This window comes from Pseudomonas sp. WS 5079, from assembly GCF_012985465.1.
GTDB lineage: Bacteria > Pseudomonadota > Gammaproteobacteria > Pseudomonadales > Pseudomonadaceae > Aquipseudomonas.
In genome coordinates this window covers 1-23,338 of sequence record NZ_JAAQWN010000016.1, presented here as the reverse complement: position 1 = coordinate 23,338, position 23,338 = coordinate 1, and the positions used below count along the sequence as shown (strand labels likewise).

Below are 23,338 nucleotides of genomic sequence, written 5' to 3'. Positions count from 1 at the left end.
CTTTGCGGTGCAGGCTGGAGCCATTGCTCATTTATCCCGGGATTTTCACCATGGCACATCTGACTCAACGCAATTTTGTCTCACTGAACATCGCCGTATTGACCATCAGCGATACCCGCAACTTTGACAACGACACCTCCGGGCAAACCCTGTGCGACCGCGTGCAAGGGGCCGGGCACGCGCTGATCGACCGGGCCCTGGTGGTGGACGACATCTACCAGATCCGCGCGCGGATTTCGCAATGGATTGCCGACCCCCAGGTGCAAGTGATCCTCACCACCGGCGGCACCGGCTTTACCGCGCGCGATAACACCCCGCAAGCGGTGCTGCCATTGCTGGACAAGCATGTCGAAGGCTTTGGCGAGCTGTTTCGCCAGGTGTCCCTGCAAGAGATCGGCATGTCGACCCTGCAATCGCGTGCCCTGGCCGGCATGAGCAATGGCGTGCTGGTGTGCTGCATGCCCGGCTCGCCCGGGGCCTGCCGCACGGGCTGGGACAAGATCCTCTTGGGGCAGCTGGACAGCCGCACCGGGCCGTGCAACTTCGCCCCGCACCTCAAGGCCCAGGCCGCGCAAGCGCTGGAACCCTGCGAGGCGCGGTCATGAGCACCTCGGTGTGTGAAAGCGGCGAACTGATCCCGGTGGACGAGGCCATCGAACGCCTGTTGGCCCAGGCACCCCCTCCACCGTCCACCCAGCAAGTGAAAACCGCCCAGGCCCTGGGCCGGGTGCTGGCCAGCGATATCTTTTCCCCGGTCAACCTGCCGGCCTGGGACAACAGTGCCATGGACGGCTACGCGCTGTGCGCCGCCGACCTGCCGGCCGAGGGCGGCTACCTGCGCCTGGCCGGGCGCATCGCCGCTGGCGAGGGCGCAGCCACAGCGTTGAGCAGTGGGCAAACCATGCGCATTTTTACCGGCGCACCCTTGCCGGCCGGGGCTGACACCGTGGTGCCCCAGGAGCGTTGCCGGGTCTACGGCCAACGCATCTGGTGCCCGCCGATGCGCACTGGCGAGCATGTGCGCAAGCAGGGTGAAGAAGTGACCCAGGGCGCCTTGCTGCTGCCGGCCGGCAAGCGCCTGCGCGCCCAGGAACTGGGCCTGCTGGCGGCGGCCGGGCTGGCCCAGGTCAAGGTCTATCGGCCGTTGCGGGTGTGCCTGTTGAGCAGCGGTGATGAACTGCGCGAGCCGGGCGATCACCTGGCGCCGGGGCAAATCTACAACAGCAATCGCCATTGCCTGGCCGCGCTGCTGCAAGGCTGGGGCGTGGAGGTACATGACTATGGGGTGATGGCCGACGAACTGGCCGTCAGCCGCGATGCGTTGACCCTGGCGTCCTCGGAATGCGACTTGCTGCTGACGTCTGGCGGGGTGTCGGTGGGCGAGGAAGATCACCTCAAGCAGGCGATCAAGGAGCTGGGGCGCGTTGATTTCTGGCGCCTGGCAATCCAGCCGGGCAAACCCCTGGCCTTTGGCGATGTGGCCGGCAAACCGTGGATCGGCTTGCCCGGCAACCCTTCGGCGGCACTGATTACCGCGTTGGTGGTGGTGCGCCCGTTCCTGTTGCGCGCCCAGGGTGTGACTGACGTCACCCCGGTGCCGATGCTGCTGCCCGCCGACTTTACCTGGGCCCAGCGCAACCGCCGCCGCCAATACCTGCGCGCACGCCTGACCCCGGGCATCGACGGCCAGGCGCGGGTCACGCTGCACCCCCGGCAAAGCTCGGCGATGCTCAGCGCCGCGTGCTGGGCCGATGGCCTGGCGATTGTGGAGCGTGAGCAGTTGGTGGAGAAGGGCGGGCTGGTGCGGTTCGTGTCTTTTGCCGAACTGATGCAATAACTGCCAGCGGTGCCGATGGTGGTGATGGTCAATGTGGGAGCGGGCTTGCTCGCGATAGCGGTGGATCAGTCAACATTTAAATTGCCTGACACACCGTAATCGCGAGCAAGCCCGCTCCCACACAAGCCCGCTCCCACAAGGGATATGCGGTGTTGGTGATGAATTTTCTGATGAGGATCAACCATGCAACTGGTCTGCCCGGCAGGCAATTTGCCTGCGCTTAAAGCCGCCGTGCGCCAAGGTGCCGATGCGGTGTATGTGGGTTTTCGCGATGACACCAACGCCCGGCATTTTGCCGGGCTGAACATGGACGACAAGCAGTTCGACGGCGCCGTCGCCCACATCCGCCAGCACCAGCGCAAGCTGTATGTGGCGGTCAACACCTACCCGCAGCCCAAGGGCTGGGAGCGCTGGCAACGGGCGGTGGACCGTGCTGCCGATCATGGCGTGGATGCCCTGATTGCCGGCGATCCGGGGGTGCTGCAGTACGCCAGCAGCCGCCATCCGCAGATGGCCTTGCACCTCTCGGTGCAGGGTTCGGCGACCCATGCGGCGGCGTTGCAGTTCTACGCCGAGCGCTATGGCATCCGCCGCGCGGTGTTGCCCCGGGTGCTGTCGCTGGCCCAGGTCAAACACGTAGCCGCCAGCAGTTCGGTGCCCATCGAAGTCTTCGGTTTCGGCAGCCTGTGCATCATGGCCGAGGGCCGTTGCCACCTGTCTTCGTATATCACCGGTGAGTCACCGAACCTGTGCGGCGTGTGCTCGCCGGCCAAGGCGGTGCGCTGGAGCGAAGATGCCGATGGCCTGAGCGCGCGCCTGAGCGAAGTGCTGATCGACCGCTACACACCGGACGAACCGGCGGGCTACCCGACCCTGTGCAAGGGCCGTTTCATGGTCGATGGCAAGCGCTTCCATGCCCTCGAAGAACCCACCAGCCTCGACACCCTGGACTTGATCCCCGAGTTGATCGCCATGGGCGTCGAAGCGGTAAAAATCGAAGGCCGCCAGCGCAGCCCGGCGTATGTCGAGCAAGTCACCGGGGTCTGGCGTGCGGCACTGGACGCGCACCGCAGCGCGCCGCAACGCTTTGTGGTCAAGGACCAGTGGCGCAGCGTGCTGGCCGGTCTATCCGAAGGCAGCCAGACCACCCTGGGCGCCTACCATCGTTCGTGGCAATGAGGAACCGCACATGAAACTCAGCCTGGGACCGGTGCTGTTTTATTGGGATAAGCAACAACTGGGGCAGTTCTACAGCGAGATGGCCAGCCTGCCGCTGGATGTGATCTACCTGGGGGAAACCGTGTGCTCCAAGCGCCGCGCGTTCAACCTCGACCAGTGGTTGGGCCTGGGCCGCGAATTGCAGTCGGCGGGCCATGCGCAAATCGTGCTGTCGAGCCTGACCCTGATCGAGGCCGCCTCGGAGCTGTCGAGCCTGCGTCGCCTGTGTGACAACGGCGAGGTGTTGGTCGAGGCCAATGACATGGGCGCCGTGCAGCTGCTCGCCGAGCGCAAGCTGCCCTTTGTCGGTGGGCCGGCGTTGAATCTGTATAACGGCCATGCCCTGGTGCAACTGCTGGATGCCGGGATGATGCGCTGGGTGCCGCCGGTGGAGTGCTCGGCGGCGCTGATTGGCGATGTGTTGGAGCAGGTGCGTGAACTGGGCCGGCCGTTGCCGCAAGTCGAAGTCTTCGCCTATGGGCATCTGCCCCTGGCCTATTCGGCGCGCTGCTTTACGGCGCGGGCGGAAAATCGGCCCAAGGATGACTGCCAGTTCTGCTGCCTCAACTACCCCGATGGCATGGCCTTGACCAGCCAGGAAGGGCAGGCGCTGTTTACCTTGAATGGTATCCAGACTCTGTCGGCGGAGGTCACCAACCTGCTGGCCGATTACCCGGGGCTGATCAGCTGCGGCGCCGATCTGCTGCGCCTGAGCCCACGGGCGCAAGGCATGGTGGGCATCGTCGAAGCCTTTGACCGGGTCCGCCAGGGCGCCACGCCGCCGGTGTTTGTCGAAGGCTGCAATGGCTACTGGCATGGCCAGGCCGGGATGTTGCGGGTCGAGGAGGTGGGACTGTGCTGAACCGCAAGCAATGGCTGCTCAAGGGCGCCGACCGCTTACTGCCGTTGATGCGCAAGGTGCCGTTCGTGGTGCAGCGCCTGGCCTTGCAACAGGCGCTGAACCGCTGCCTGGCCGAACCTTTGCGCGATGGCGGCTTTGAACTGCTGCGCGGGCGCTGGATGTGCCTGCGCATTCCCGACCTGGGCTTGCGCTGGTACTTGACCCTGGGCCGCGACGGACTGCGCATCGCCGAACAGGCCCAGGCCCAGGTGACCATCAGCGGCAACTGGCGCGAGTTCCTGTTATTGGCCAGCCGCCAGGAGGATCCGGATACCTTGTTCTTCCGCCGGCGGTTGGTGATCGAGGGTGACACGGAGCTGGGTTTGAGCCTGAAGAATCTGATCGACAGCCTCGACCCAGACGTGTTGCCGCCCTGGTTGTGGCGCAACCTGGAACGAGCCGGCAAGGGCCTGGCGGCCTGAAGATCAAGCTCGCGTAGCTGCGCCCCTGTGGGAGCGGGCAAGCCCTAATGCCAGTCAGTCAAGCGCAGATCCCCTGTGGGAGCGGGCTTGCTCGCGAAAGCAGTGTGTCAGTCAACATCAATGTTTGCTGGGCCGACGTCTTCGCGAGCAAGCCCGCTCCCACATTGGCAAGATGACGGGTTAAAAAAGCTGGGCTATTGCTCCATGGCCTGCAGGATCGCGTGGGCGGCTTTCACCCGCTCGGCATTGGGGTAGTTCTTGTTCGCCAGGATCACCACGCCGATGCCTCTGCTCGGTACATAAGCGATATAGGCGCCAAAACCGCCGGTCGAGCCGGTCTTGTTCACCAGGGTATTGGCGCGCAACGGCTGTGCCGGGGTTAGCCAGTGGACCGGGTGCGGCTCCATGGCCATGGGTGTGGAATTGCCGTCGACCAAGGCGTCAACACTCAGCGGGTAGGCGTACATCTCCCAACCAAGGCCCTGGGTGGTAGTGCCCACGGTGTAGTAACCGGTATGCGTGGTAGCGATGGCCTGTTGCAGCGGCTGCTCCAGCGATGTCGGGTCCATGTTCAGCGCCATGTAGCGGGCCAGGTCTGCCGGGCTGGTCTTCACCCCATAGGCTTCGCTGTCAAACGCCCCGGGGCTGACGCGCACCGGCTTGCCGGCCTTGTCGTAGCCTTGGGCATACAAGCCCATCTGGGGCTTGGGCACCTTGAGATAGGTGTGCTTGAGGCCGAGCTTGGGCAGCAGGGTCTGTTCCATCGCCACGTCGAACGGTTGCTGCAGGCTCTGCGCCGCCAGATAGCCGAACAGGCCCAGGCTGGGGTTGGAATACTGGCGGTGGGTGCCGGGGGCGAAAGTGGCTTTCCAGTGCTGGAAGTAGCCGATCATCTGCTGCGCATTGTCCGCCTCGCCGGGGAACTGCAACGGCAGCCCGCCTGCGGTGTAGGTGCCCAGGTCAAGTACGCTGATGTGCTCGAACTGGCTGGCGCGCAAGGCTGGCAAGTAGTCGCTGGCCGGGGCGGAGAGCTTCAACTTACCGGTGGCCTGGGCATAGCCGGCCAGGGTCGCGGTGAAGGTCTTGCTGACCGAGCCGATCTCGAACAGGGTGTTTTCGCTGACGGGCTGCTGGCTGTCCTGCGCGGCGACACCGTAGTTAAAGTATCGGGCCTTGCCGTCCTGCACGATGGCGACAGCCAGGCCTGGGATTGCCTGCTGCTGCATCAGCGGCTTGACGGTGGCGTCCACCACCTGGCGCAGGTCGGTGGCGGCCAGGCAGTTGCCGGCGCCGAGCAAGAGGCTGAGAATCGTGACGTTGCGCACGTGTTGGTACATGATGAGGTCGCTTCCTTGAGGATTGTCGGGGGAATCACGGCCTGCGCAGGCGCCGCCAAGATAGGCAGTTTGCCGGTCCCGGACAACCGATGATATCTCGCACCAGTCATTAGAAAAATTTGGGCTAAGACCATGTTGCGTTCCCATTTCCCCCTTAACGCACTGCGCGCGTTCGAAGCCTCTGCCAGGCATTTGAGCTTTACCCGGGCGGCCATCGAGTTGTGCGTGACCCAGGCGGCGGTCAGTCACCAGGTCAAGAGCCTGGAGGCCCAACTCAACGTCACCCTGTTCAAGCGCCTGCCCCGTGGCCTGATGCTCACCCGCGAAGGGGAGACGCTGTTGCCGGTATTGCGCGAGTCCTTCGATCGTATCGCCCAGACCCTGGGCCAGTTCCAGGCCGGGCATTACCGCGAGGTGCTGACGGTGGGCGCGGTGGGCACGTTTGCGGTGGGCTGGCTGCTGCCGCGCCTGGCGGATTTCCAGGCGCGCTACCCGTTTATCGACCTGCGTTTGTCGACCCACAACAACCGTGTGGATGTGGCGGCTGAAGGCCTGGATTATGCGATCCGCTTCGGCGCCGGCGCGTGGCATGGCACCCACGCCTGTGAGTTGCTGGCGGCGCCGCTGACCGTACTGTGCGTACCGGCGATTGCCCGCCAATTGCAAGGCCCGGGCGATGTGTTGAAGCACACGCTGTTGCGCTCTTACCGGGCGGATGAATGGAGCCTGTGGTTCCAGGCCGCGGGCTTGCCCGCCGACACCCTGGTGCCGCGCAGCATCGTGTTCGACTCGTCCCTGGCGATGATGGAAGCGGCCTTGCAGGGCAATGGTGTGGCCCTGGCGCCGGCACTGATGTTCTCCCGCCAGTTGGCCCAGGACGTGATCCGCCAGCCGTTCGACGTGGGCATCACCACGGGTAGCTACTGGCTGACGCGCCTGCAATCACGCACCGAAACCCCGGCGATGCAGGCGTTCAAGCAATGGTTGTTGGAGCAGGTGACGGGCCTGTAGGTGCCTGGCTTGCCGGACGCCATCGCTGGCAAGTCAGCTCCTGCACTGGGTTGCCCCGACCCTTCTAACTCCTATTGCGCCCCCAATCAACTGACCTCTATTTGCGGTGCGTAAAGTGTCATGGTGGTGGTTTTCTTTCGCGAGTTACGCCAGTTGGCGCGGTTCATCGTGACCATGGCCACGGCGACCATAAGACCGGTCTCAAACACCAGGCGAGGGTCAATACGCCTCAGTTGGCAGGGGTGGCCGTTGGTGGGTCAAGTCCACAGCCGTTGGCGCAGGACAAACGTCTCGATGGTGTGGGCGGCGTGTTCGATCGAGGTGTTGGCGCTGTCAATCACGATGTCGGGGGCTACCGGGCGCTCGTAAGGTGAGTCAATGCCGGTGAAGTGCTTGATCAGGCCTTTGCGGGCCTTGGCATAAAGGCCCTTGGGGTCGCGCTGTTCGAGGACCGGCAGCGGTGCGTCGATGAAGATTTCAATAAAGTCGCCAGGGGCGAACAGCGCCCTGGCCATGCGTCTTTCCTGTTCGAAGGGCGAGATCAGGCACACCAGGGTGATGACCCCGGCATCCACCATCAACTTGCCGACCTCGGCGGTGCGTCGGATGTTTTCCTTGCGGTCGCTGTCGGCAAAGCCCAGGTCGGCGGTCAAGCCCTGGCGCAGGCGGTCGCCGTCGAGCAGGCAGGTGTGCAGCTGTTTCGCGTGCAGGCTGGCCTGCACGCAATTGGCAATACAGGACTTGCCGGCGCCCGACATCCCGGTGAACCACAACAGCAATGAGCGATGCCCTTTAAGGTTGCATTGGGCCTGGCGCTCGACATCGAACGGGTGGGGCACCAGGTCCGGGGTTTCCCGGGGGCGAGCGAAGGGAGGCATCAGGGGCATCTCCTGGGGGCGCGCACGCCAGTCAAAACTCGATCACCGCGCGGTAGCGCACGGTGTTGTTGCGTAGGGCGTCGAGGGCCTGGTTGATCTGCGCCGTGGGAAAAATATCTACCAGGGGCCACACATGATGTTCGCTGGCAAATTCCAGCATCTTGAGCATGTCGTGGCGCCCGCCGACATTGGCGGTGCTGACGGTCAGGGTCTTGTAGGTCATGGCCGCAATATCCAGCGTGACCGGGCCGGGCATCCCGGCAAAGCACAGGGTGCCGTGGGGGCGCAGCAGGGCGATGGCGCGCTCCCAGTCCTGGTCGTTGGAGGCGGTGACCAGCAGGAAGTCCAGGGTGTTTTCCTGGGCCTGCAAGGTGGCCGGGTCCAGGCCGTGGAAATGACGGGCCCCCAACTGCAAGGCCTGGGTTTTTTTGCTGGTGGAACTCGACAGTGCGGTGACGGTGCAGCCGAACTTGGCCGCAAACTGGATGGCCAGGTGGCCGAGCCCTCCGATGCCCAGCACCCCCACGCGCATGCCCGGGCGGGTGCCGCGCAGCAGCGCGGTGAACACGGTCTGCCCGGCGCAGAACAACGGAGCGGCGACATGGGAGGGCAGGTTGTCGGGGATCGGGAACACGAACCGGCTGTCGCAGGTCATGAAGTCGGCAAACCCGCCTTTTTGCCCATCGGCGCAGGTCGCCACCACCGCCGCACAGTGTTGCTCCTCGCCCTTGAGGCACCATTCGCACGCCAGGCAGGCGCCCTTGTACCAGCCCACGCCAACGCGCTGGCCGGCAGCCAGGTGGGTGACCGCCGAGCCGCAACGCACCACCCGCCCCACGACCTCGTGGCCGCACACTTGAGGGTATTGGGAGGCTTCGCCCCAATGGCCTTCAATCAGGTGCAGGTCACTGGTGCAGGCGCCGCAATGGGTCACCTGGATTTCCACGTCGTTGGCCCCCGGGTCCGGGCGCGGGTAGGTGAAAGGTTCCAGTGGCGAGCCCGGGCCATAGGCGGCCCAGCCGTGAGTGGTGCGTGTCATGGGGTCACTCCTGTGTAAGGGTTAAGGCCGCGAGATAGTGCTGGGTCCATTCGGCGTCGATTACCGGGCACTTGAGGTGATCGAGCAGCAGCGGCGGTGGCGGGTGGAAGTGGCTGAAGTCGTCGATGATCATTTCCAGGATCAGCAGCGTGCGTTGCAGCACGGCCTGGCCCGGGGCCTGCGCCTTGAGTCGGGCTTGCCATTGCGCCAGGGGTAGGGGCGCGAACTGCGCGTGGCCCAGCAGCGTTTGTATCCAGGCGCATAGCTGCGTCCAGGGCAGGTTCGGTGCGGGGTTGTACAGGTGCTGGAGCGGCGGCAAACCCAGGGCCTGGCCGTGGAGGGCGGTGTGGGTGAACACCTGTGCGACATAGTCCACGGGGGTCAGGTTCAGCGACCAATGGGCTTCGTCAGGCCAGGCCTTGAGCGCCAGGCAGCTGCGAATCAGCAGCCCCACATAGTCTTCCTGGTTGATCGATGAACCACTGCCCGGGTTGGCGGGGGCGCTGATGTCACCGCAGCGCAGGATGTTCAGGCACAGCCCACGGCTTTGGCAAAAACCCAGCGCGAGTTGTTCGGCCACCAGCTTGGCGCGGTTATAGCCGGTGGAGGGGACCGGCTCTGGCAGGGTCGAGGCGAACACCACGGCCGCACCGCTTGCGGCGGCCAGGCCCAATACCTCGACTACGCCACCGACGTTGGTCTGGGCCAGGCGTTCATAACTTTTTAGCCAGTTGACGTCGGCGGCGCAGTGAATGATGCAGTCCACCTCCTGGCACAGGCTTTGATAGGCCGCGCTCGACATGCCCAACCGTGGTTGCGCCAGGTCCCCGGCCAGGCCCACGACTCGTGCGTTGCCAGGTGTCAGGCCCAGTTCGGCGATGCGCCGCTGGGCCTGGGCCGGATCATCGGCGCGCACCAGGCACAACACCGTCTGCACCCCGGCGCTGTGTTGCAGCTCGGCAACCACCCTGCGCCCCAGATACCCGGTGGCGCCGGTGACCAGCAGCGTGCGTCGGGCCAGGCGGGGTGGCACCTGGGGCAGGTTCGCCACGGCCGTGTTCAAGTGCGCCAGATAACGCTCGGCGTGTGCCGTGACCGAAAAGGCCACTTCCAAAAGCGGCGCGCCTTGCAGCCGATGGGCCAACTGCCGGCTGATCCCGGCCAATGTCGAGTCACGGGTGATGTCGGCAATCGTCAGGTCGGTGTCGAACGCGCGGTTGATGCGATTGATCAAGTCCAGCAGCAACAGGCTGCCGCCAATCTCGATAAAGTCGCTGTCCGGCCCCAGGGTGACGCCTTGCAGGTTCATGCAGCGCGCCCATAACCGGGCCAGGCGGGTTTGCAGCGGCGTCAACGGCGGTTGCTCGTCGGCCAGCGGTGTCAGTGGCTGTTGCAGCAGGGCCTGGGCGCCCAGGCGCTTCTGGCTGGCACCTGCCGGAATCGAGGCGGCCAAAAAATACCCCAGCGGCACGCTGAAGGCGGGCAGGTGCTGGCCCGCCCACTGGCGCAGGGCGCCGGCAGTGGGGGGCTTGCCGGAGTCCACGGCGCAGATAAACGCCACCAGCTGCAAGTCCGGGCCTTCGCCACGGGTGGTGACCAGGGCGCTGCGCACCTCGGGATGGGCCATCAACACGCGCTCGACGTCGGCGCTGAAGATCTTGAAGCCGCGCACCTTGAGGTGGGTGGTCGCGCGCCCGATCAGGTAGACCTCGCCGGCCTCGTCCAGGCGGACCCTGTCGCCGGTGCGCAGCAGCCGCGGGGCCAGCGCTGGGCACTCCTGGGCCAGTGGGTTGGCCACGAATGCGCTGCGGTTGGCCGCATCGTCCTCCAGGTAGCCGACGCTGAGCCCCGGGGTCTGCACGTACAGTTCGCCGTGGCCACCCAGTGGGGTGCAATCGAGGGCCGGGTCGAGCACGTAGGCCTGGGTGCCAGGGGTCCATTGCAGATGGCCGTCGGGAGCGACTAACGCGACGTCGCCCGCTTCATTGGAGCCATACAGGTCGATCACCCGGCAATTGGGCAGGCAGCGCACCAGGTTCTGCCGCGTGGACGGCGGCAGTTGTTCGCCGCTCAGCCACAGGCACCGCACGCCGGCAAAGGCCTGTTTGAACGCGGGCTCATCGTGCATCAGGCCTGCGGCCAGGCTGGGGGTGATCATCAATTGGCTGAGCTGGCCATGCTCGACGAATGCCCGCAGGGCCTGGGGGTCGAGCACCATGGCGTCGGGCATCAGGCACACGGTGGCGCCGCTGAAAATCGGGTAATACACATACCCGGCCATCCAGGCGTTGAGGCCCACCCGATCACCCGGGCGGATGTGCTGTTGCCACAACGCCAGGGAGTCCAGGCGGCCGTGCTCGCCGATGGTGACGATCTTCGCCGTGCCGGTGGTGCCGGACGTGAGCAGGCCGTAGGCCAGGTCATTTGCCCCCGGTACCCGGTGGGGCAAGGTGGCGGGCCGGGCGGGCGTGGCGGGCAGTTCATCGAACACCAGGCTGGGGTAGCCGGGCGGCAGGTCATTGAGGCTGCTGCTGTCGCCGATCACCACCACCGGCCGCAGATTGGCCAGGGCCTTGGCAGTGGCCTCCAGCCCATACCAATGGGGGATGTCGAGGTAGGGCCAGCCCAGCAGGCTGCACGCGGTCATGCTGATCAGGCTGCGCAGGTCCTTGTCCAGGCGGATCGCCACCCAGCCGCCGTGGGCACACTGGCTCGACAGGCGCTCGGCCAGCGTCACGGCATGGGCGTGTAGCTGCCGCGCATTTAGCTGCCTGTGGGGCGTCATCGCGACCAGGCTTTCGGGAGCCTGCTCCAGCAGGCGCAAGAAGTGTTGCTGCCATGACAGGCCCGGTGCGATGGCCGCACTGGCGTAGCGGTTGCTGGCGATTTGGCGTGCGCGGCTGTGCAGGCTTGCGTTGCGCGCGAGGGTGGCCAACTGAGCACTGATTCGCGGCCCCTGTGCAGCAGGGGTGTTTGGCTCGAGGGTAATCAGTGGCAGGCCAAGGGCCCTGGCCGAGGCCGTATCCGGGGCCACCAGGCACAGGAACCGCTGGCGCGCCTGCTCGGGCGAGCAATAGGTCAAGTGCTCGTTGGCCGTCAGCAGCACCAGCGGCCCGTCCTGCAACAGCGCCAGTTCACGCAGGGTCTGGTCGCTCAGGGTGTGGCTGGCGCTGTCCAGCAGCCAAAGGGCATAGTCGTCGGGCAAATGCGCCGCCAGTTGCAGGGCGCGCTGGCGCTGCTCGTCGGTGTGGGCCAGTAACAGCACCTGGAGCCGCGTGGTGGCGGGTTCATGCAGGCACTTGAGGTGATCGGCTGTATCAGCCTGGCGTTGCCAGGTGGCGCACAGCTGGAAAAACCGATAAATCACCTGCTTGTCCCGGGCCGTCTGTTCGACGATAGGCGGGAAATCCATGGTCGGGTGCGTCACCTGGGCGAACCCGCACGAGCGCTCGGCGTCATCATGCCAGCCCTTGAAAAACTGCCATTGCGCGACCTGTTCCGGCTGCCACGCCAACAGCCTTGGGGAATACTCGATGCCGGCAAAATCGCAGAAGCGCAGCAGGGTGCCCTGGGGGTCTGCCATCAAGTCGGCGTCACTGTCCAGGTACAGCACGTGATCGCTGGGGCAATGCTCCAGCACCAGGCCACGAATGCGTGCCAGTTCATCGAAACCCGACTCGTCGGCATCGAAATAGGTGGTGCCGCCGCCCTGGCTGACGCGATACAGCGACTGCATGACCGCCAGCGGCTGGCGCACCAGGAACACATGCTTGAATGCGGTCAACCAGGCGCCATCGATGGCCTGGAAGTCGAAGAAATAGGCGATCTCCTTGGCACATTGCAGGTGCTGGGGTTCGGCCGGACGTTGGCTCAGCAGGGCCAGCGCCTGGCTGTAGTGGGTGATGCCCGCAGGGCCTTGCGCGGCCTGGCGGTTGCGCTCGATCAGCGCATGCTTTGCCGGGAAGTGTCGGGCCAGGAACGGCTCCGACAGTTGTTCATGCAGCACCTTCACGCCCGGGTGTTGCATCACGGCGCGCTCGAAGGCGGTTGAGCGGCTCCTGGAAACGGCCCACACAATCACATTGGGCAGATGAGATGACGTCAGCATAAACAGCTCCTGGGCAGGGCCTGTGCACGTGAGGTATCTACAGCTCGCCAGCGGGTTTTTTCAGCGCAAGGAAACCCGAGAGCAGAATGAGGACCAGGCCGGTGGCGGTTCGGCCGTTGAGCATTTCGTTGAACAGCAGGGCGCCCCAGGCGATGGCGAAAATCAGGTAGGTGTAGTCAAACGCGCCGATGATCGAGGTCTCGCCAATTTGATAGGCCTTGGCGATCCCGATGCTGACCAGCACCATCAACACCGCCAATACGATCATGATCCACCAGTCGGCCTGGCCCATGGTCGACCAGCCGCCGATCAGGAAGCGCCAACCTTCATTGCTCGGGAAATGCGGGCCGGTCTGCATCACCACCAGGCTGCCGAGCACACCGATCACCAGCAGCGCGGCATTCATGGCCAGTGCCAGCAGCATGGGGTCCTCATCGGCACATTTGCCCTTGGTCACCACCACGGCGAGGGCGTACAGGATGGCGGCGAGTACCGGCAGCAGGGCATAGGTATTGAATTCTTCGGTGCTCGGCGCCAGGGTGATCAAGACCCCGACAAAACCCAGGCCGATCGCCAGCCATTTGCGCAGGGTCACGTCTTCCTTCAGTGAAAGGGCCGCGAACAACGCAATGAACAGGGGCGTGGTGTAGATTGCCAGGGCAGCGATGGTCAGGCTGATAAAGGGCAGGGCGCCGTAAAAGGCGATCCACATCAACGACAGCAGCAGGCTTCTTATCACCACCCACAGCGGGGACAGTGGGCGCAACTGCGCGGCGCCGCGCATGTGCACCACTAACGCCAGCAGAATGGCGCAGGCCAGGACGGAGCGGATCACATACAATTGCCACATTGACGTATCGGGACTGGTCGCCTTGATGATGGCGTCTGACACCGACAGCAAAAATACCGAACCCACCACGATAAGAATGCTTTGTCGGTTATCGGTGGCGGTTATCGTAGTGCTTCCAGACATGAGTTTTCCTTGATTGGCCTGCAGTAAGGATTTTGGGTGAGCACTGGTTGTATTTAAAGTGACTTATGGTTACGCAGAAGGACTGAAAATTATGGATAATTTCAAACGCTCACTGCCTCCACTGTCCAGCCTTGTGCCTTTTGAAGCGGCGGCGCGACTTGAGAGCTTTTCCAAAGCCTCAGAAGAGTTGCACCTGACCCAGGCAGCCATCAGCAAACAGGTCCGTGCCCTCGAAGAATTTCTCGGTGTTGCTTTGTTTACCCGTAGAAACCGCGCGGTGTTCCTCACGGCGGCGGGGGTCGAATTTCGCGATACCGTGCGCACCGCCTTCCTGGGCATTGCGTCGCAAGCCGAAGACCTGAAAAAAGGCCGGGACAACAGCGAAGTGGTGCTGGTGGCGCAACTGTGCGAAGCCTTTTACTGGCTGACTCCCAATATTCCCGCGTTGCACAACAAGCACCCCGAGATCGAGGTGCGGCTTAACGCATCGACCCAGCCCATTACCGAAACCGCGGAAAAATTTGATATCGCCATCCAGACCTCGGGCCGGGCATCTGGTGACCACACGCGGTTGTTTACCTTGAGCGACGAAATCTACCCGGTGTGCAGCCCCCGTTATCTCGCGTCCTTTGGCAGTACATCGCTGGCCCTGGCAGACCTGGCCAACCTGCCGCTGCTGCACCATGTCGCGGTGCCGCAGGACTGGAGCACCTGGAACGATTGGTTGCTGGAGTACGGCATCAAGCTGGGCGACCCCAAGGGCAAGTTCTTCGACAGCTATCCGGTGATGATGCAGGCCTGCGTCGCGGGCTTCGGTTTTGCCCTGGGATGGCGCAGGACCACTGAAAGAATGCTGGCCAGCGGTGAGCTGGTGCGGCCCTTTGCGCAATCGACCCACTTGCCGCAAGCCCTGAGCGTCTACAAGTGGCGAGACGCCAACCTGGGCCCGGCAGCCCGGCAGTTGCTGGAATGGTTGAAGTCGTCGTTCGCCGACTGAGGCTAAGCGCTGCCCAGCACATGGGGGGAGCGTTTGTGCCCTGACTGAGCCGGCAAGCCTGCTCAGTCAGGGGCATCGGCCTACACGGGCCTTAGCGATCTTCGGCGAGCAGCAGGCCGAGGGCTGCCAGGGTTTTTTTCTGGATGTCATGCACGGCGTGTTCGCTGTTGGCGCCCAGGCCTGGGTCGACGATAAAACGCCCCTGCTGGTAGCCATCACTGCTCAAGCCGCGCTGCACGCTGGCGCACAGCGGCACATCTTCTTCACGAATCACCGCCACAAAGTCGATGACTTCCTGTTCTTCGCGCGTGGGGGTGGCCGCCTCGCAGAACCATTCGACCACCTGCACGGTGTGATCCACCGCGAGCGGGATGTGATGCAGCACATTCATATAGCCTCCTGGGTAAACCTCCAGGCAAAAATTCGGCCATAGGTACCAGGCGCCAAACTGGCGGGACTGGGCTGAGGTCTGCTTCATCGTATACCCCTGGTTCTCACCGCTGTCGTGGCTGACATGGGCGTGGTAATGCTCATGGATCGCCAAGTGGTAGCTCTTCAGGTCCAGGGTGGCCATGGACAGCGTCGGGTGGCACATCGGGCAGTGATAACACTCCGAATAGTTCTCCACCGAGACCTTCCAGTTCGACTGCACGCTGTAGTCCTTGGAGTAGGCATGGACCAAGCGTTCCGGTGCGGGGGCGAACGCGCGGATGGAGTCCTCCAGGCCGGGCAGCAGGGTTTGCATGGAGGCGCAGTGGCTGTCGAAGTTGATAAAGATAAACCCGCAAAATACCTCAAGCAGGATGGGTGCGAGTTGCACCTGCGCGGTGCTGAAGTTCTTGACGTGTTCGGACTTGCGCGCACTGATCAGTTGGCCCTGGGTGTTGTAGGCCCAGGCATGGTAAGGGCAGGTCAGCAGCCCGGGCACATGCCCGCGGCCCTCCACGAGCCGATGTGCACGGTGCTGGCACACATTGTGGAAGGCCTTGAAGGCGCCATCCTGGTCCTTGACCACCAGGGCACTCTGGCGGCCCAGGTCGCGTACGTAATAGTCGCCGACCTGGGCCAGGGCTGACACGTGGCATACGTACTGCCAGGTCTTGCAGAAAATCAGCTGCATCTCCTGCTCGAACAGCCCGCTGTCCACATAGTGTTCGCTGGGCAAGGTGAAGGATGCAAAGGGGTCGGCGGCAAAGCCTCGAGCCAGGTGCGGGGACGATGGGGCGCTGGACATGGAACCTCCATGGATCAACGGGGATAAAGGGGTGGGGGGCTCAGCTGTACTGGGCGAGCGCCGATTCGAAACACCGGGGGTCAAGGTCAAGCCCCAGCCCCGGCCTGTCCTGCACATAGGCGCGGCCCTGGCGAATATCGAACCCGCCCGTGGCCAGTTGCACATCGTGGTGGCGGCAACAGTTCCAGCTCGCACGATGAAAACGCGCCGGCGTCGCGGTAGCCAGGTGCATGACGGCGCTGTCGGACACCAGCGTGCCGCCGACGTCCTCGATGTTCATCTGGATCCCGTGATGGAGGCAGAAGTCGCGCAGTTGCCGGGCCTTGGTCAAGCCGCCGACCCGGGCGATTTTCAGCCCGATGGCCTGGGTGATGTTATGGCGTTGGGCGTACACCAGGTCGGCCAGGGTCACGATGGACTCATCCAGGATGATCGGGTTGCGGGTCAGCTCGCGCACGGCGCGGCATTGGTCCATGGACTCACAGGGCTGTTCGAAACACACCGTGGGATCCTGCACGCTGTTCATCACCGCGACGGCATCGGCCACCGTCCAGGCGCGATTGACATCGAAGGTGATCACCTCGCCCGGCAGGCGTTGCTCGATCAGGCTGTTGATCCGCGCGACATCCTCCACGACACCGGTACCCACCTTGCACGAATGGGTACGATAACCCTGCTGGCGGGCGGCTTGCAGGTGCGTTGCCATGTGCTCGGGATCACCTGTGGGGATGCTGCTCTGCAAGGCAATCGAGGCCTGGAATTTGCCTCCCAGCAAGGCATACACCGGCAACTGGCAGTGCTTGCCCAGAATGTCCCAGCAGGCCAGGTCAATGGCCGCTTTTACATAGGGGTGCCCGGGCAGCATGACGTCCATGCGCTCGTTGATCTGCTCCAGGTACAGCGGGTTCTCCCCCAGCAGGTGCGGCGCCAGTTCCGCGATCCCCGCCCGTACGCCTTTGGCATAGGCCGGCAGGTAGGTGGCGCCCCATGGGCAGCTTTCTCCCACCCCCTGCAAGCCGCTGTCGGTGCCGATCACCACCACGGTGGAGTCCAGCGCGGCATAGTGCAGGCGCCCGCCGCTGAGGCTGTATTTTTCCTTGAGCGGCACATCGAACTGATAGACCTTGATCGACGTTATTTTCATGGCGCACATACCCCCTCGGCGAGGGCCAGGCCCGGTATCCGGCGTGGGATGGCCGCATCCAGGATCGATTGTTGGAAGATCCGGTTGATCACGCTCAGTTGCAGCGCGTGGCGTTTTTGCTCGACCACCGCGATGCTGTCGAAACACGGCTCGTAGCTGTCCAGGTGTTCGGCCACCCAGCTGGGGCCACAGCTCCAGTTGACCACCTGGGTGATCAGCGTCGGTGACAGGCCCATGGCGCTGCCGATCTCAGCCGCTTCGCCAAGGATGACCCGGTTGATGCAAGCGAGAAACTCCACCAGGTGCGCCGCCAGCTTGATCTTCTGATTGTCGGTAAAGGTGATGCCGCAATGGAACGCGTGCGGCAGGGTGGGGGTGATGCGACCGAAGGCATCCTCGGTAAAGGCGCCGCTATGGCGGTAGGCGCGATTGGCTCCGTAGGGCGAGGGCGCCTGGAAGCCCGGCAGGGCAAGGGCAATGCGATTTTCCTGTTCGCTCAAGGCGGCGATCTTGACGTGATTGTCCTGGCTGTCGAACTGTGCGCCTGCCTGTCGATAACGCTCAGCGACGATGCGCCCCAACGGCATCGCCACTCCCAGCTCATCGGCCAGCGCCTCGGTGAGGTTCATGTCCTTGACCGTGATCTCCAGGGTGCAGGAATGGTCATAGCTGGCGTCGAGCATAAAGGGGGTCAACTGGTTGCTGACAAAGCAGTTGCCACGGGAGGTCTTGACGAAATCCCACAGCCAATGCAGCGGGATCTCATGGGCCCTGGCCAATACCAGTAACTCGGCCCACACGGCGGTCGCAGCGTAGAACAGTAGGTTGGTCAGCAGCTTGACGGACTGCCCGGCGCCGATCTCGCCCACGTAAAACGCCTTGCGGCCCATGGTCTCCAACACGTTGCGGCTCAATTGATAACCGCGCTCATCGCCCCCGATGTAAAAGCACACGTTGGCGAAATCCACCCCCATGTGCGACAGGTTGCTGACCGGGGCTTCCAGGCTGTAGATGGATTTTTGCCGGGCCAGCCCGGCGATGTAGCGGGTGTTGTGGTAGTCGGTGGTGGAGGTGTCGATCCACACCGAATGCGCCGCCATCCCGGCCAGCGCGCCGTGCGGCCCGGTCATGTTTTCCAGTACATGATGGGGCAGAGGCAGGCAGGTCACGACCACCTCACAGCCACTGGCGCACAGTGCCGGGGTGGCCTTCCAGCAGGCACCGGCGGCGATCACCGAGCGTGTGTGTGCCGCGTCGATGTCATACACCTGCACGGCGTAGCCGGCGTGCAGCAGGCGCTCCACCAGGGGGCGGCCCATATTTCCGACGCCGATGAAGGCGATTTTGCTTGGCGTTGCGCTGTCCATATCGCTTCTCCTGTGGGGCTGCTTCAAGCGAACTCGCGCGCCCTGCCGGCGCCCTGGCCGGACACCCAGATGGAATTAAAGTTGTCGAGCATCACCTGTTGGCAGGCGACCGTTGCGTCGCCGCCCAGGGGCGTGAACACCGCATCGATGTTCGGGTACACAAAAAACGGCAACGACACTCTGGCGGTGCTGGCGCGGTGGATGACCTGGTGCGGTGTGCTGGTGAACAGGCCGTTGCTCCACTTCATCAACATATCGCCGAGATTGACCACCACCTCGTGTTTGCGGCACGGCACGTCGATCCAGCGCCCCTGGGAAAACGCACTGAGGGCGCAGGCATCTCGCGGGTCCTGGAACAGCAAGGTAAACATGCCGTTATCGGTGTGCTTGCCCGCGCCGCTGCCCGACGGCGGGTAATACAGGGCGCGCTGGATCAACACCGGGTCGGAAAAAAAGCCCTGGAAAAATTCGCCATCCAGCCCCAGGGACCGGGCCAGGCCGCGCAACAGCGCGGGCACTACGCGGCTCATTACTTCGTGTTGCAGAGCCAGCATGGCCATGGCAAATCCGGGCGCCTGGTCGTCGCTGGGCAGCAGGTTTGGCCCGGTAAAAGGCAAGTCGCAGGCCGGTGCTTCCCGGCCCATGTCGAAATGCTGCTTGCGGTCGGGGCCGGTGGGCGCATGCAGGGTCTCGCCAAACGTATCGACATACCCACGGCACGTCTTGGGGCTGACTACTTGGCGGTCCTGGCCGAACTGCTTTTTGATCGACAGTGGCAGCGCAAAGAACTGGCGCGCCGTGGCCAAGGCATCCTCTATCAACGAGAGCCGGATACCATGATCGGCCAGGTAGAAGAATCCATCATTGACGCAACAATCGCGCAAACGGCTGACTTCATAATCTGCTTGGGTCGATGCAAGGCGCTCAAGGGAGATACTTTTGAGCACATCCATGTTCGACTCCTGATTATTTGTTGACGGCGAACGCCAAGTAGTGGGCTTGCACGTCGTTTAAGTAAGCAGCGTTCATAAAGGAGCTCAGTGCACAAAGTTGTGCAGAGGCGGTTAACTTGTCCAGGAATTTATCAAAGTGTTCGTCTTGATAAAAACTACAGCGAGTACTGAACAGAATCACTCCACCCTGCGTGGTAATGCGCATAAGTTCATGGATCGCCTCGATGGGTAAGTGGCCCTGGATAAACGCACCGCAACAAAAGGTCGCGTCATACTGGTTATCTGCAATCAATGGATTGTGTTCCGTAAGATCCACCCCGCCATACAGTCTGGCGTAGGCCTGGGTCTTGTGCGCCAGGTGGGTCATGGCCGGCGACAGGTCACACCCGTCTACCGGCGCAAACCCCCGTAGCATCAGCTCTTTACCCACCAGGCCAGTGCCGCAGCAGGCATCCATGATACGCAGCGACTGGCGCTCCCGCGGGGCTCGGTGCAATGAGTCGAAGAGATCTGCGAGCATGCTGGGGCCGCAGTAATTTTCTTCAGAGACATCATTGTCATAATCGGCTGACCAGGTCTCGTAGTAGTTCTTTAGACGCGAATAGTCACGACCAAAGTTGAGTGCCTGATTCACGGAAGTTAATGGGGCAGTTGCGACGCCATTGCTTGCATAGTTTTCGCTGGCCATTCTGTATTCTCCGGAAAAATGTTTTTCTGGTTGAATTAGTTAATGGTACTGCGTGGGGTGTTCATTCTTGTTCGGTAACTACGATGGTGTAAAGCGGGGGATAGACGACTTATCCTACAAAATGCGCGACATGGTTAACTGGTCGTTATACATAACGTTTATTGAGCTGATGTAATTCCCGCCACTGGCGTCCAGTCACAGACGCCGGGGGCGATCAAGGGAGGTTGCCCGGGGTGCAGTGCTTTTCACGCCGTGGGAGGTACGCAGGATGTGGGCCGAGCAGGGTACGGTTAATGGTCGCGGTCACACTTCGTCACCTTGGGCGCGGCCTCAGCTGTGCTGCTGTTGCTGCGCGGCAAACGCCTGCGCCAGAAAGTCGATCAACGTGCGCACCGACGGCAACAGTCCCCTCCTTGAAGGGAAGACGGCGGTGATCACGCCTTCGGTGGGGCGCCAATCGGGGAGCAGGCTGATCAGGCGCCCGTGTCTGATCTCATCCTCGACCACCGCCAGCGGCAGGTTGGCGACGCCCACGCCCTGGAGCACCGCGCTTTTCAGGGTGGGCATGTCATCGCTGATCAGCCGTGGTGCGTGGCAGATCTCGGCCGTCTCGCCTGCTGGCCCGGTCAGGCCCCAGACGTACTGCGCTGTCGGGTTGCCCCAGCAGATGGTCGGCAGTCCTGACAAATCGGCAGGGACCAGGGGCCGTGGATGCTCCTGTAGAAAACCCGGGCTCGCTACCAGCACCTGGGTGCTCCTGGCGAGCAGCTTCATCACCAGGTCGCTGCTTTCCAACGGTGGGAAGCACAGGTTCAGCGCAATGTCATAGCCCTCGCTGATCACATCGACCTTACGGTTGAAACTCTTCACGTTGAGCTCGACGCTGGGGCACTGCGCCATGAACTGGCCCAGCATCGGCGCCACCCAGTAATTGAGCAGGGCGGTGGTGCAACTCAGGCGAATCACCCCACGCGGCTCGGCCTTGTTGAAGGCGATCAGGTCCTCGGCCGACTCCGCCTCGGCGGTCATCGCCACGCAGTGGCGGTAATAGGCCAGGCCAATGTCGGTGACCTGGAACTGCCGGGTCGAGCGCTGTATCAGGCGTGCCCCCAGCCGCGCCTCCAACTGGCTGACCCGGCGGCTCAAGGTCGACTTGGGCATGTTGAGTGCCCGACCGGCCGCCGCAAAGCCACCATGCTCCACCACCTTGGCGTAGAGGAAGAGTTCATTCAGGTCGAACATGCGCATCGTTCCAATTTTGAGATGGTGAAGTCTAATTCAACCACTACCGAACACCTAGAGTGATGACTAAGGTGGAGCCGCTGTTTGTTTCAGGCCACACACGCGCAGTGAATCACGGTAGCGGTAGGGGGCATATGGGCTGGCACTCGGTGGGCTGGACTGGCTCGGGTGGTCCATGAGCGTTGGCTCCGTTCGGGGTAAATCTGCAGGAATGCAAAAAATGATCGCCTTGCGCTAACAAAAATTGCTGTGCGCAGGCGTTCCATTGTTGGAATTGTCAGCTGTTGCCAGGCGCTTCGAGGCCTGAGGTCCGAAAGCGAACGAACCTGGCGAGTCGTAACCCATTCATATCTGCACAGGACGTGCAGAGCCTGCCGGGCATTTGGCAGGCAGTAATGCCAGGGAGGTTCATCCACGCAAGAGGAAATGCAAATGAGCGCTTCAAGTAACGCTGCAAACTTTAATGGTCAGAAGCCGACGATTGACCCCACCGACACCGCCATGTTGCTGATCGACCACCAGAGCGGCCTGTTCCAGATCGTCAAGGACATTGATGTTCCTCAATTGCGCGCCAATGCCATTGCCTTGGCCAAGGCCGCGACCCTGCTGAAAATCCCGGTCATCACCACCGCTTCAGTGCCCCAGGGGCCGAACGGCCCGTTGATCCCGGAAATTCATGAAGCGGCGCCCCATGCCCAGTACGTCGCCCGGCGCGGCGAGATCAATGCCTGGGATAACCCCGAGTTCCACGCGGCGGTCAAGGCCACCGGCAAGAAGACCCTGGTGATTGCCGGCACCCTGACCAGCGTGTGCCTGGCGTTTCCGTCCATCGCGGCGGTGCATGAAGGCTACAAGGTGTTCGCCGTAGTCGACGCGTCGGGCAACCACTCGAAACTGGCCACCGACCTGACCGTCGCGCGCCTGGCCCAGGCCGGCGTGGTGCCGATCGACATCATGGGCACCCTGTCGGAACTGCAAGGCTCGTGGAACCGTCCGGATGCCCAGGAGTGGGCGAACGTCTACACCCAGGCCATGCCGCACTACCAACTGCTGATCGAGAGCTACATCAAGGCCCAGCAAGTGGCAAACAATCACGAAGAGCTAGACTCCCAGCGCAAGTAAATACGGCTGACCTTCCCCGGTGCGGTCCATTTGGGCAAGCACCTTTTTTATCAGGAGCATCATGATGTCTAAACCTTACGTTCGCCTGGACAAAGACAACGCAGCTGTCCTGCTGGTTGACCACCAGGCTGGCTTGCTGTCACTGGTCCGCGATATCGAGCCCGACAAGTTCAAGAACAACGTCCTGGCCCTGGCTGACCTGGCCAAATACTTCAAGCTGCCGACCATCCTCACCACCAGCTTCGAAACCGGCCCCAACGGCCCGCTGGTGCCCGAGCTCAAGGCCCTGTTCCCGGACGCGCCGTACATTGCCCGCCCTGGGCAGATCAACGCCTGGGACAACGAAGACTTCGTCAAGGCCATCAAGGCCACCGGCAAGAAGCAACTGATCATCGCTGGCGTGGTGACCGAGGTGTGCGTGGCGTTCCCGGCACTGTCGGCCCTGGCCGAAGGCTATGACGTGTTTGTGGTGACCGATGCCTCCGGCACTTTCAACGAACTGACCCAGCAATCGGCCTGGGCCCGCATGACCGCCAACGGCGCCCAACTGATGACCTGGTTCGGCCTGGCGTGCGAGCTGCACCGCGACTGGCGCAACGATATCGAAGGCCTGGGGACCTTGTTCTCCAACCACATCCCGGACTATCGCAACCTGTTCACCAGCTACAACGCGTTGACCGAGGGCAAGTAAGCCCCAGCCCCACCTCCTGTAGGAGCCGGCTTACCGGCGAAAATCGTCGACGATAATGCGGGCAACCTGCAGAAACGCAGCCAGTTTGCGTTTTTCGCTGGCAAGCCAGCTCCTACAAAAAGCCGGGGCTCATCTGACTCTGTAGGAGCCGGCTTGCCGGCGAAAATCGTCAACGA

General features: G+C 63.0%; 20 protein-coding genes. 9 read left to right on the top strand and 11 right to left on the bottom strand.

Features of this window, described 5'->3' with window-relative positions; translation table 11 throughout:
- The first annotated feature begins 50 nt into the window (after positions 1 to 50).
- The 5 genes from moaB (at position 51) to HBO05_RS27740 (ending at position 4,378) form a co-directional block, all read left to right on the top strand.
- Positions 51 to 605, top strand: coding sequence for a molybdenum cofactor biosynthesis protein B (gene moaB / locus HBO05_RS27760; protein WP_169955283.1), 555 nt, complete (start codon positions 51 to 53; stop codon positions 603 to 605).
- Positions 602 to 1,837 carry a gephyrin-like molybdotransferase Glp gene (gene glp / locus HBO05_RS27755; RefSeq protein ID WP_169955282.1) on the top strand — a complete coding sequence of 412 codons (1,236 nt, stop codon included), beginning with the start codon at positions 602 to 604 and terminating at the stop codon, positions 1,835 to 1,837. The genes moaB and glp overlap by 4 nt, the downstream gene beginning before the upstream one ends.
- 183 nt (positions 1,838 to 2,020) lie before the next feature.
- On the top strand, positions 2,021 to 3,016 hold the full coding sequence (locus HBO05_RS27750; RefSeq protein ID WP_076960737.1) for a peptidase U32 family protein: 996 nt from the start codon (positions 2,021 to 2,023) through the stop codon (positions 3,014 to 3,016).
- Positions 3,017 to 3,026: 10 nt separating this feature from the next.
- A complete protein-coding gene (locus HBO05_RS27745; RefSeq protein WP_169955281.1) occupies positions 3,027 to 3,917 on the top strand; it encodes a U32 family peptidase in 891 nt (296 codons plus the stop codon).
- Positions 3,911 to 4,378 carry an SCP2 sterol-binding domain-containing protein gene (locus tag HBO05_RS27740; protein WP_169955280.1) on the top strand — a complete coding sequence of 156 codons (468 nt, stop codon included), beginning with the start codon at positions 3,911 to 3,913 and terminating at the stop codon, positions 4,376 to 4,378. Before HBO05_RS27745 ends, HBO05_RS27740 begins: the two co-directional genes overlap by 7 nt.
- Before the next feature lie 194 nt (positions 4,379 to 4,572).
- Here the strand turns inward: HBO05_RS27740 and ampC are convergent, their stop codons facing one another.
- Positions 4,573 to 5,715 (bottom strand): class C beta-lactamase, encoded by a 1,143-nt coding sequence (ampC, locus tag HBO05_RS27735; protein ID WP_172314826.1) that lies wholly within the window; start codon positions 5,713 to 5,715, stop codon positions 4,573 to 4,575.
- A 132-nt stretch (positions 5,716 to 5,847) separates the two neighbouring features.
- Here ampC and HBO05_RS27730 point away from each other — a divergent pair, with 132 nt between their 5' ends.
- The gene (locus HBO05_RS27730) at positions 5,848 to 6,726 is read left to right on the top strand and encodes a LysR family transcriptional regulator (RefSeq protein ID WP_172314824.1); all 879 of its coding nucleotides are present in this window, start codon (positions 5,848 to 5,850) and stop codon (positions 6,724 to 6,726) included.
- Between the two features lie 257 nt (positions 6,727 to 6,983).
- On the opposite strand, the gene cysC is transcribed toward HBO05_RS27730, so the two are convergent.
- The 4 genes from cysC to HBO05_RS27710 are packed head-to-tail and all read right to left on the bottom strand — an operon-like array spanning position 6,984 to position 13,724.
- Complete coding sequence (cysC, locus tag HBO05_RS27725; RefSeq protein ID WP_172314822.1) at positions 6,984 to 7,604, bottom strand: adenylyl-sulfate kinase; 621 nt, start codon at positions 7,602 to 7,604, stop codon at positions 6,984 to 6,986.
- Positions 7,605 to 7,635: 31 nt separating this feature from the next.
- Complete coding sequence (locus HBO05_RS27720; RefSeq protein ID WP_169955276.1) at positions 7,636 to 8,643, bottom strand: NAD(P)-dependent alcohol dehydrogenase; 1,008 nt, start codon at positions 8,641 to 8,643, stop codon at positions 7,636 to 7,638.
- 4 nt (positions 8,644 to 8,647) lie between these two features.
- Complete coding sequence (locus HBO05_RS27715) at positions 8,648 to 12,751, bottom strand: SDR family oxidoreductase (protein ID WP_172314820.1); 4,104 nt, start codon at positions 12,749 to 12,751, stop codon at positions 8,648 to 8,650.
- Positions 12,752 to 12,788: 37 nt separating this feature from the next.
- Positions 12,789 to 13,724 (bottom strand): DMT family transporter, encoded by a 936-nt coding sequence (locus HBO05_RS27710; RefSeq protein ID WP_172314818.1) that lies wholly within the window; start codon positions 13,722 to 13,724, stop codon positions 12,789 to 12,791.
- 91 nt (positions 13,725 to 13,815) lie between these two features.
- On the opposite strand from HBO05_RS27710, the gene HBO05_RS27705 reads away from it, so the two are divergent.
- Complete coding sequence (locus tag HBO05_RS27705) at positions 13,816 to 14,721, top strand: LysR substrate-binding domain-containing protein (protein ID WP_170041572.1); 906 nt, start codon at positions 13,816 to 13,818, stop codon at positions 14,719 to 14,721.
- Positions 14,722 to 14,812: 91 nt separating this feature from the next.
- Here the strand turns inward: HBO05_RS27705 and HBO05_RS27700 are convergent, their stop codons facing one another.
- The 6 genes from HBO05_RS27700 to HBO05_RS27675 all read right to left on the bottom strand — a co-directional run bounded on the left by HBO05_RS27700 (position 14,813) and on the right by HBO05_RS27675 (position 21,349).
- Positions 14,813 to 15,955, bottom strand: coding sequence for an aromatic ring-hydroxylating dioxygenase subunit alpha (locus tag HBO05_RS27700; protein WP_172314816.1), 1,143 nt, complete (start codon positions 15,953 to 15,955; stop codon positions 14,813 to 14,815).
- 40 nt (positions 15,956 to 15,995) lie between these two features.
- Positions 15,996 to 17,099: a mandelate racemase/muconate lactonizing enzyme family protein gene (locus tag HBO05_RS27695; RefSeq protein ID WP_172314814.1), complete on the bottom strand. Its 1,104-nt coding sequence runs from the start codon at positions 17,097 to 17,099 to the stop codon at positions 15,996 to 15,998.
- Positions 17,096 to 18,466 carry an NAD(P)-dependent oxidoreductase gene (locus HBO05_RS27690; protein ID WP_172314812.1) on the bottom strand — a complete coding sequence of 457 codons (1,371 nt, stop codon included), beginning with the start codon at positions 18,464 to 18,466 and terminating at the stop codon, positions 17,096 to 17,098. The genes HBO05_RS27695 and HBO05_RS27690 overlap by 4 nt, the downstream gene beginning before the upstream one ends.
- Before the next feature lie 23 nt (positions 18,467 to 18,489).
- Positions 18,490 to 19,419, bottom strand: a complete 930-nt coding sequence (locus HBO05_RS27685) for an isopenicillin N synthase family oxygenase (RefSeq protein WP_169955269.1) — start codon at positions 19,417 to 19,419, stop codon at positions 18,490 to 18,492.
- A gap of 13 nt (positions 19,420 to 19,432) precedes the next feature.
- A complete protein-coding gene (locus HBO05_RS27680; RefSeq protein ID WP_172314810.1) occupies positions 19,433 to 20,107 on the bottom strand; it encodes a class I SAM-dependent methyltransferase in 675 nt (224 codons plus the stop codon).
- Between the two features lie 330 nt (positions 20,108 to 20,437).
- A complete protein-coding gene (locus HBO05_RS27675; protein WP_169955267.1) occupies positions 20,438 to 21,349 on the bottom strand; it encodes a LysR substrate-binding domain-containing protein in 912 nt (303 codons plus the stop codon).
- Positions 21,350 to 21,781: 432 nt separating this feature from the next.
- On the opposite strand from HBO05_RS27675, the gene HBO05_RS27670 reads away from it, so the two are divergent.
- Positions 21,782 to 22,471: an isochorismatase family protein gene (locus HBO05_RS27670; RefSeq protein ID WP_172314808.1), complete on the top strand. Its 690-nt coding sequence runs from the start codon at positions 21,782 to 21,784 to the stop codon at positions 22,469 to 22,471.
- Between the two features lie 64 nt (positions 22,472 to 22,535).
- Positions 22,536 to 23,162 (top strand): isochorismate family cysteine hydrolase YcaC, encoded by a 627-nt coding sequence (ycaC, locus tag HBO05_RS27665; protein ID WP_032861405.1) that lies wholly within the window; start codon positions 22,536 to 22,538, stop codon positions 23,160 to 23,162.
- The last annotated feature ends 176 nt before the right edge of the window (positions 23,163 to 23,338 follow it).

What these genes read in the sequence shown, in the direction of transcription:
- HBO05_RS27705 (WP_170041572.1), top strand. Translation starts at nt 13,816, where the DNA reads ATGGATAATTTCAAACGCTCACTGCCTCCACTGTCCAGCCTTGTGCCT.
- ycaC (WP_032861405.1), top strand. Translation starts at nt 22,536, where the DNA reads ATGTCTAAACCTTACGTTCGCCTGGACAAAGACAACGCAGCTGTCCTG.
- HBO05_RS27720 (WP_169955276.1), bottom strand. Translation starts at nt 8,643, where the DNA reads ATGACACGCACCACTCACGGCTGGGCCGCCTATGGCCCGGGCTCGCCA.
- ampC (WP_172314826.1), bottom strand. Translation starts at nt 5,715, where the DNA reads ATGTACCAACACGTGCGCAACGTCACGATTCTCAGCCTCTTGCTCGGC.
- HBO05_RS27710 (WP_172314818.1), bottom strand. Translation starts at nt 13,724, where the DNA reads ATGTCTGGAAGCACTACGATAACCGCCACCGATAACCGACAAAGCATT.
- HBO05_RS27670 (WP_172314808.1), top strand. Translation starts at nt 21,782, where the DNA reads ATGAGCGCTTCAAGTAACGCTGCAAACTTTAATGGTCAGAAGCCGACG.
- HBO05_RS27730 (WP_172314824.1), top strand. Translation starts at nt 5,848, where the DNA reads ATGTTGCGTTCCCATTTCCCCCTTAACGCACTGCGCGCGTTCGAAGCC.
- moaB (WP_169955283.1), top strand. Translation starts at nt 51, where the DNA reads ATGGCACATCTGACTCAACGCAATTTTGTCTCACTGAACATCGCCGTA.
- HBO05_RS27750 (WP_076960737.1), top strand. Translation starts at nt 2,021, where the DNA reads ATGCAACTGGTCTGCCCGGCAGGCAATTTGCCTGCGCTTAAAGCCGCC.
- HBO05_RS27675 (WP_169955267.1), bottom strand. Translation starts at nt 21,349, where the DNA reads ATGTTCGACCTGAATGAACTCTTCCTCTACGCCAAGGTGGTGGAGCAT.
- HBO05_RS27680 (WP_172314810.1), bottom strand. Translation starts at nt 20,107, where the DNA reads ATGGCCAGCGAAAACTATGCAAGCAATGGCGTCGCAACTGCCCCATTA.
- HBO05_RS27715 (WP_172314820.1), bottom strand. Translation starts at nt 12,751, where the DNA reads ATGCTGACGTCATCTCATCTGCCCAATGTGATTGTGTGGGCCGTTTCC.
- HBO05_RS27695 (WP_172314814.1), bottom strand. Translation starts at nt 17,099, where the DNA reads ATGAAAATAACGTCGATCAAGGTCTATCAGTTCGATGTGCCGCTCAAG.
- HBO05_RS27745 (WP_169955281.1), top strand. Translation starts at nt 3,027, where the DNA reads ATGAAACTCAGCCTGGGACCGGTGCTGTTTTATTGGGATAAGCAACAA.
- cysC (WP_172314822.1), bottom strand. Translation starts at nt 7,604, where the DNA reads ATGCCTCCCTTCGCTCGCCCCCGGGAAACCCCGGACCTGGTGCCCCAC.
- HBO05_RS27700 (WP_172314816.1), bottom strand. Translation starts at nt 15,955, where the DNA reads ATGTCCAGCGCCCCATCGTCCCCGCACCTGGCTCGAGGCTTTGCCGCC.
- HBO05_RS27685 (WP_169955269.1), bottom strand. Translation starts at nt 19,419, where the DNA reads ATGGATGTGCTCAAAAGTATCTCCCTTGAGCGCCTTGCATCGACCCAA.
- glp (WP_169955282.1), top strand. Translation starts at nt 602, where the DNA reads ATGAGCACCTCGGTGTGTGAAAGCGGCGAACTGATCCCGGTGGACGAG.
- HBO05_RS27690 (WP_172314812.1), bottom strand. Translation starts at nt 18,466, where the DNA reads ATGGACAGCGCAACGCCAAGCAAAATCGCCTTCATCGGCGTCGGAAAT.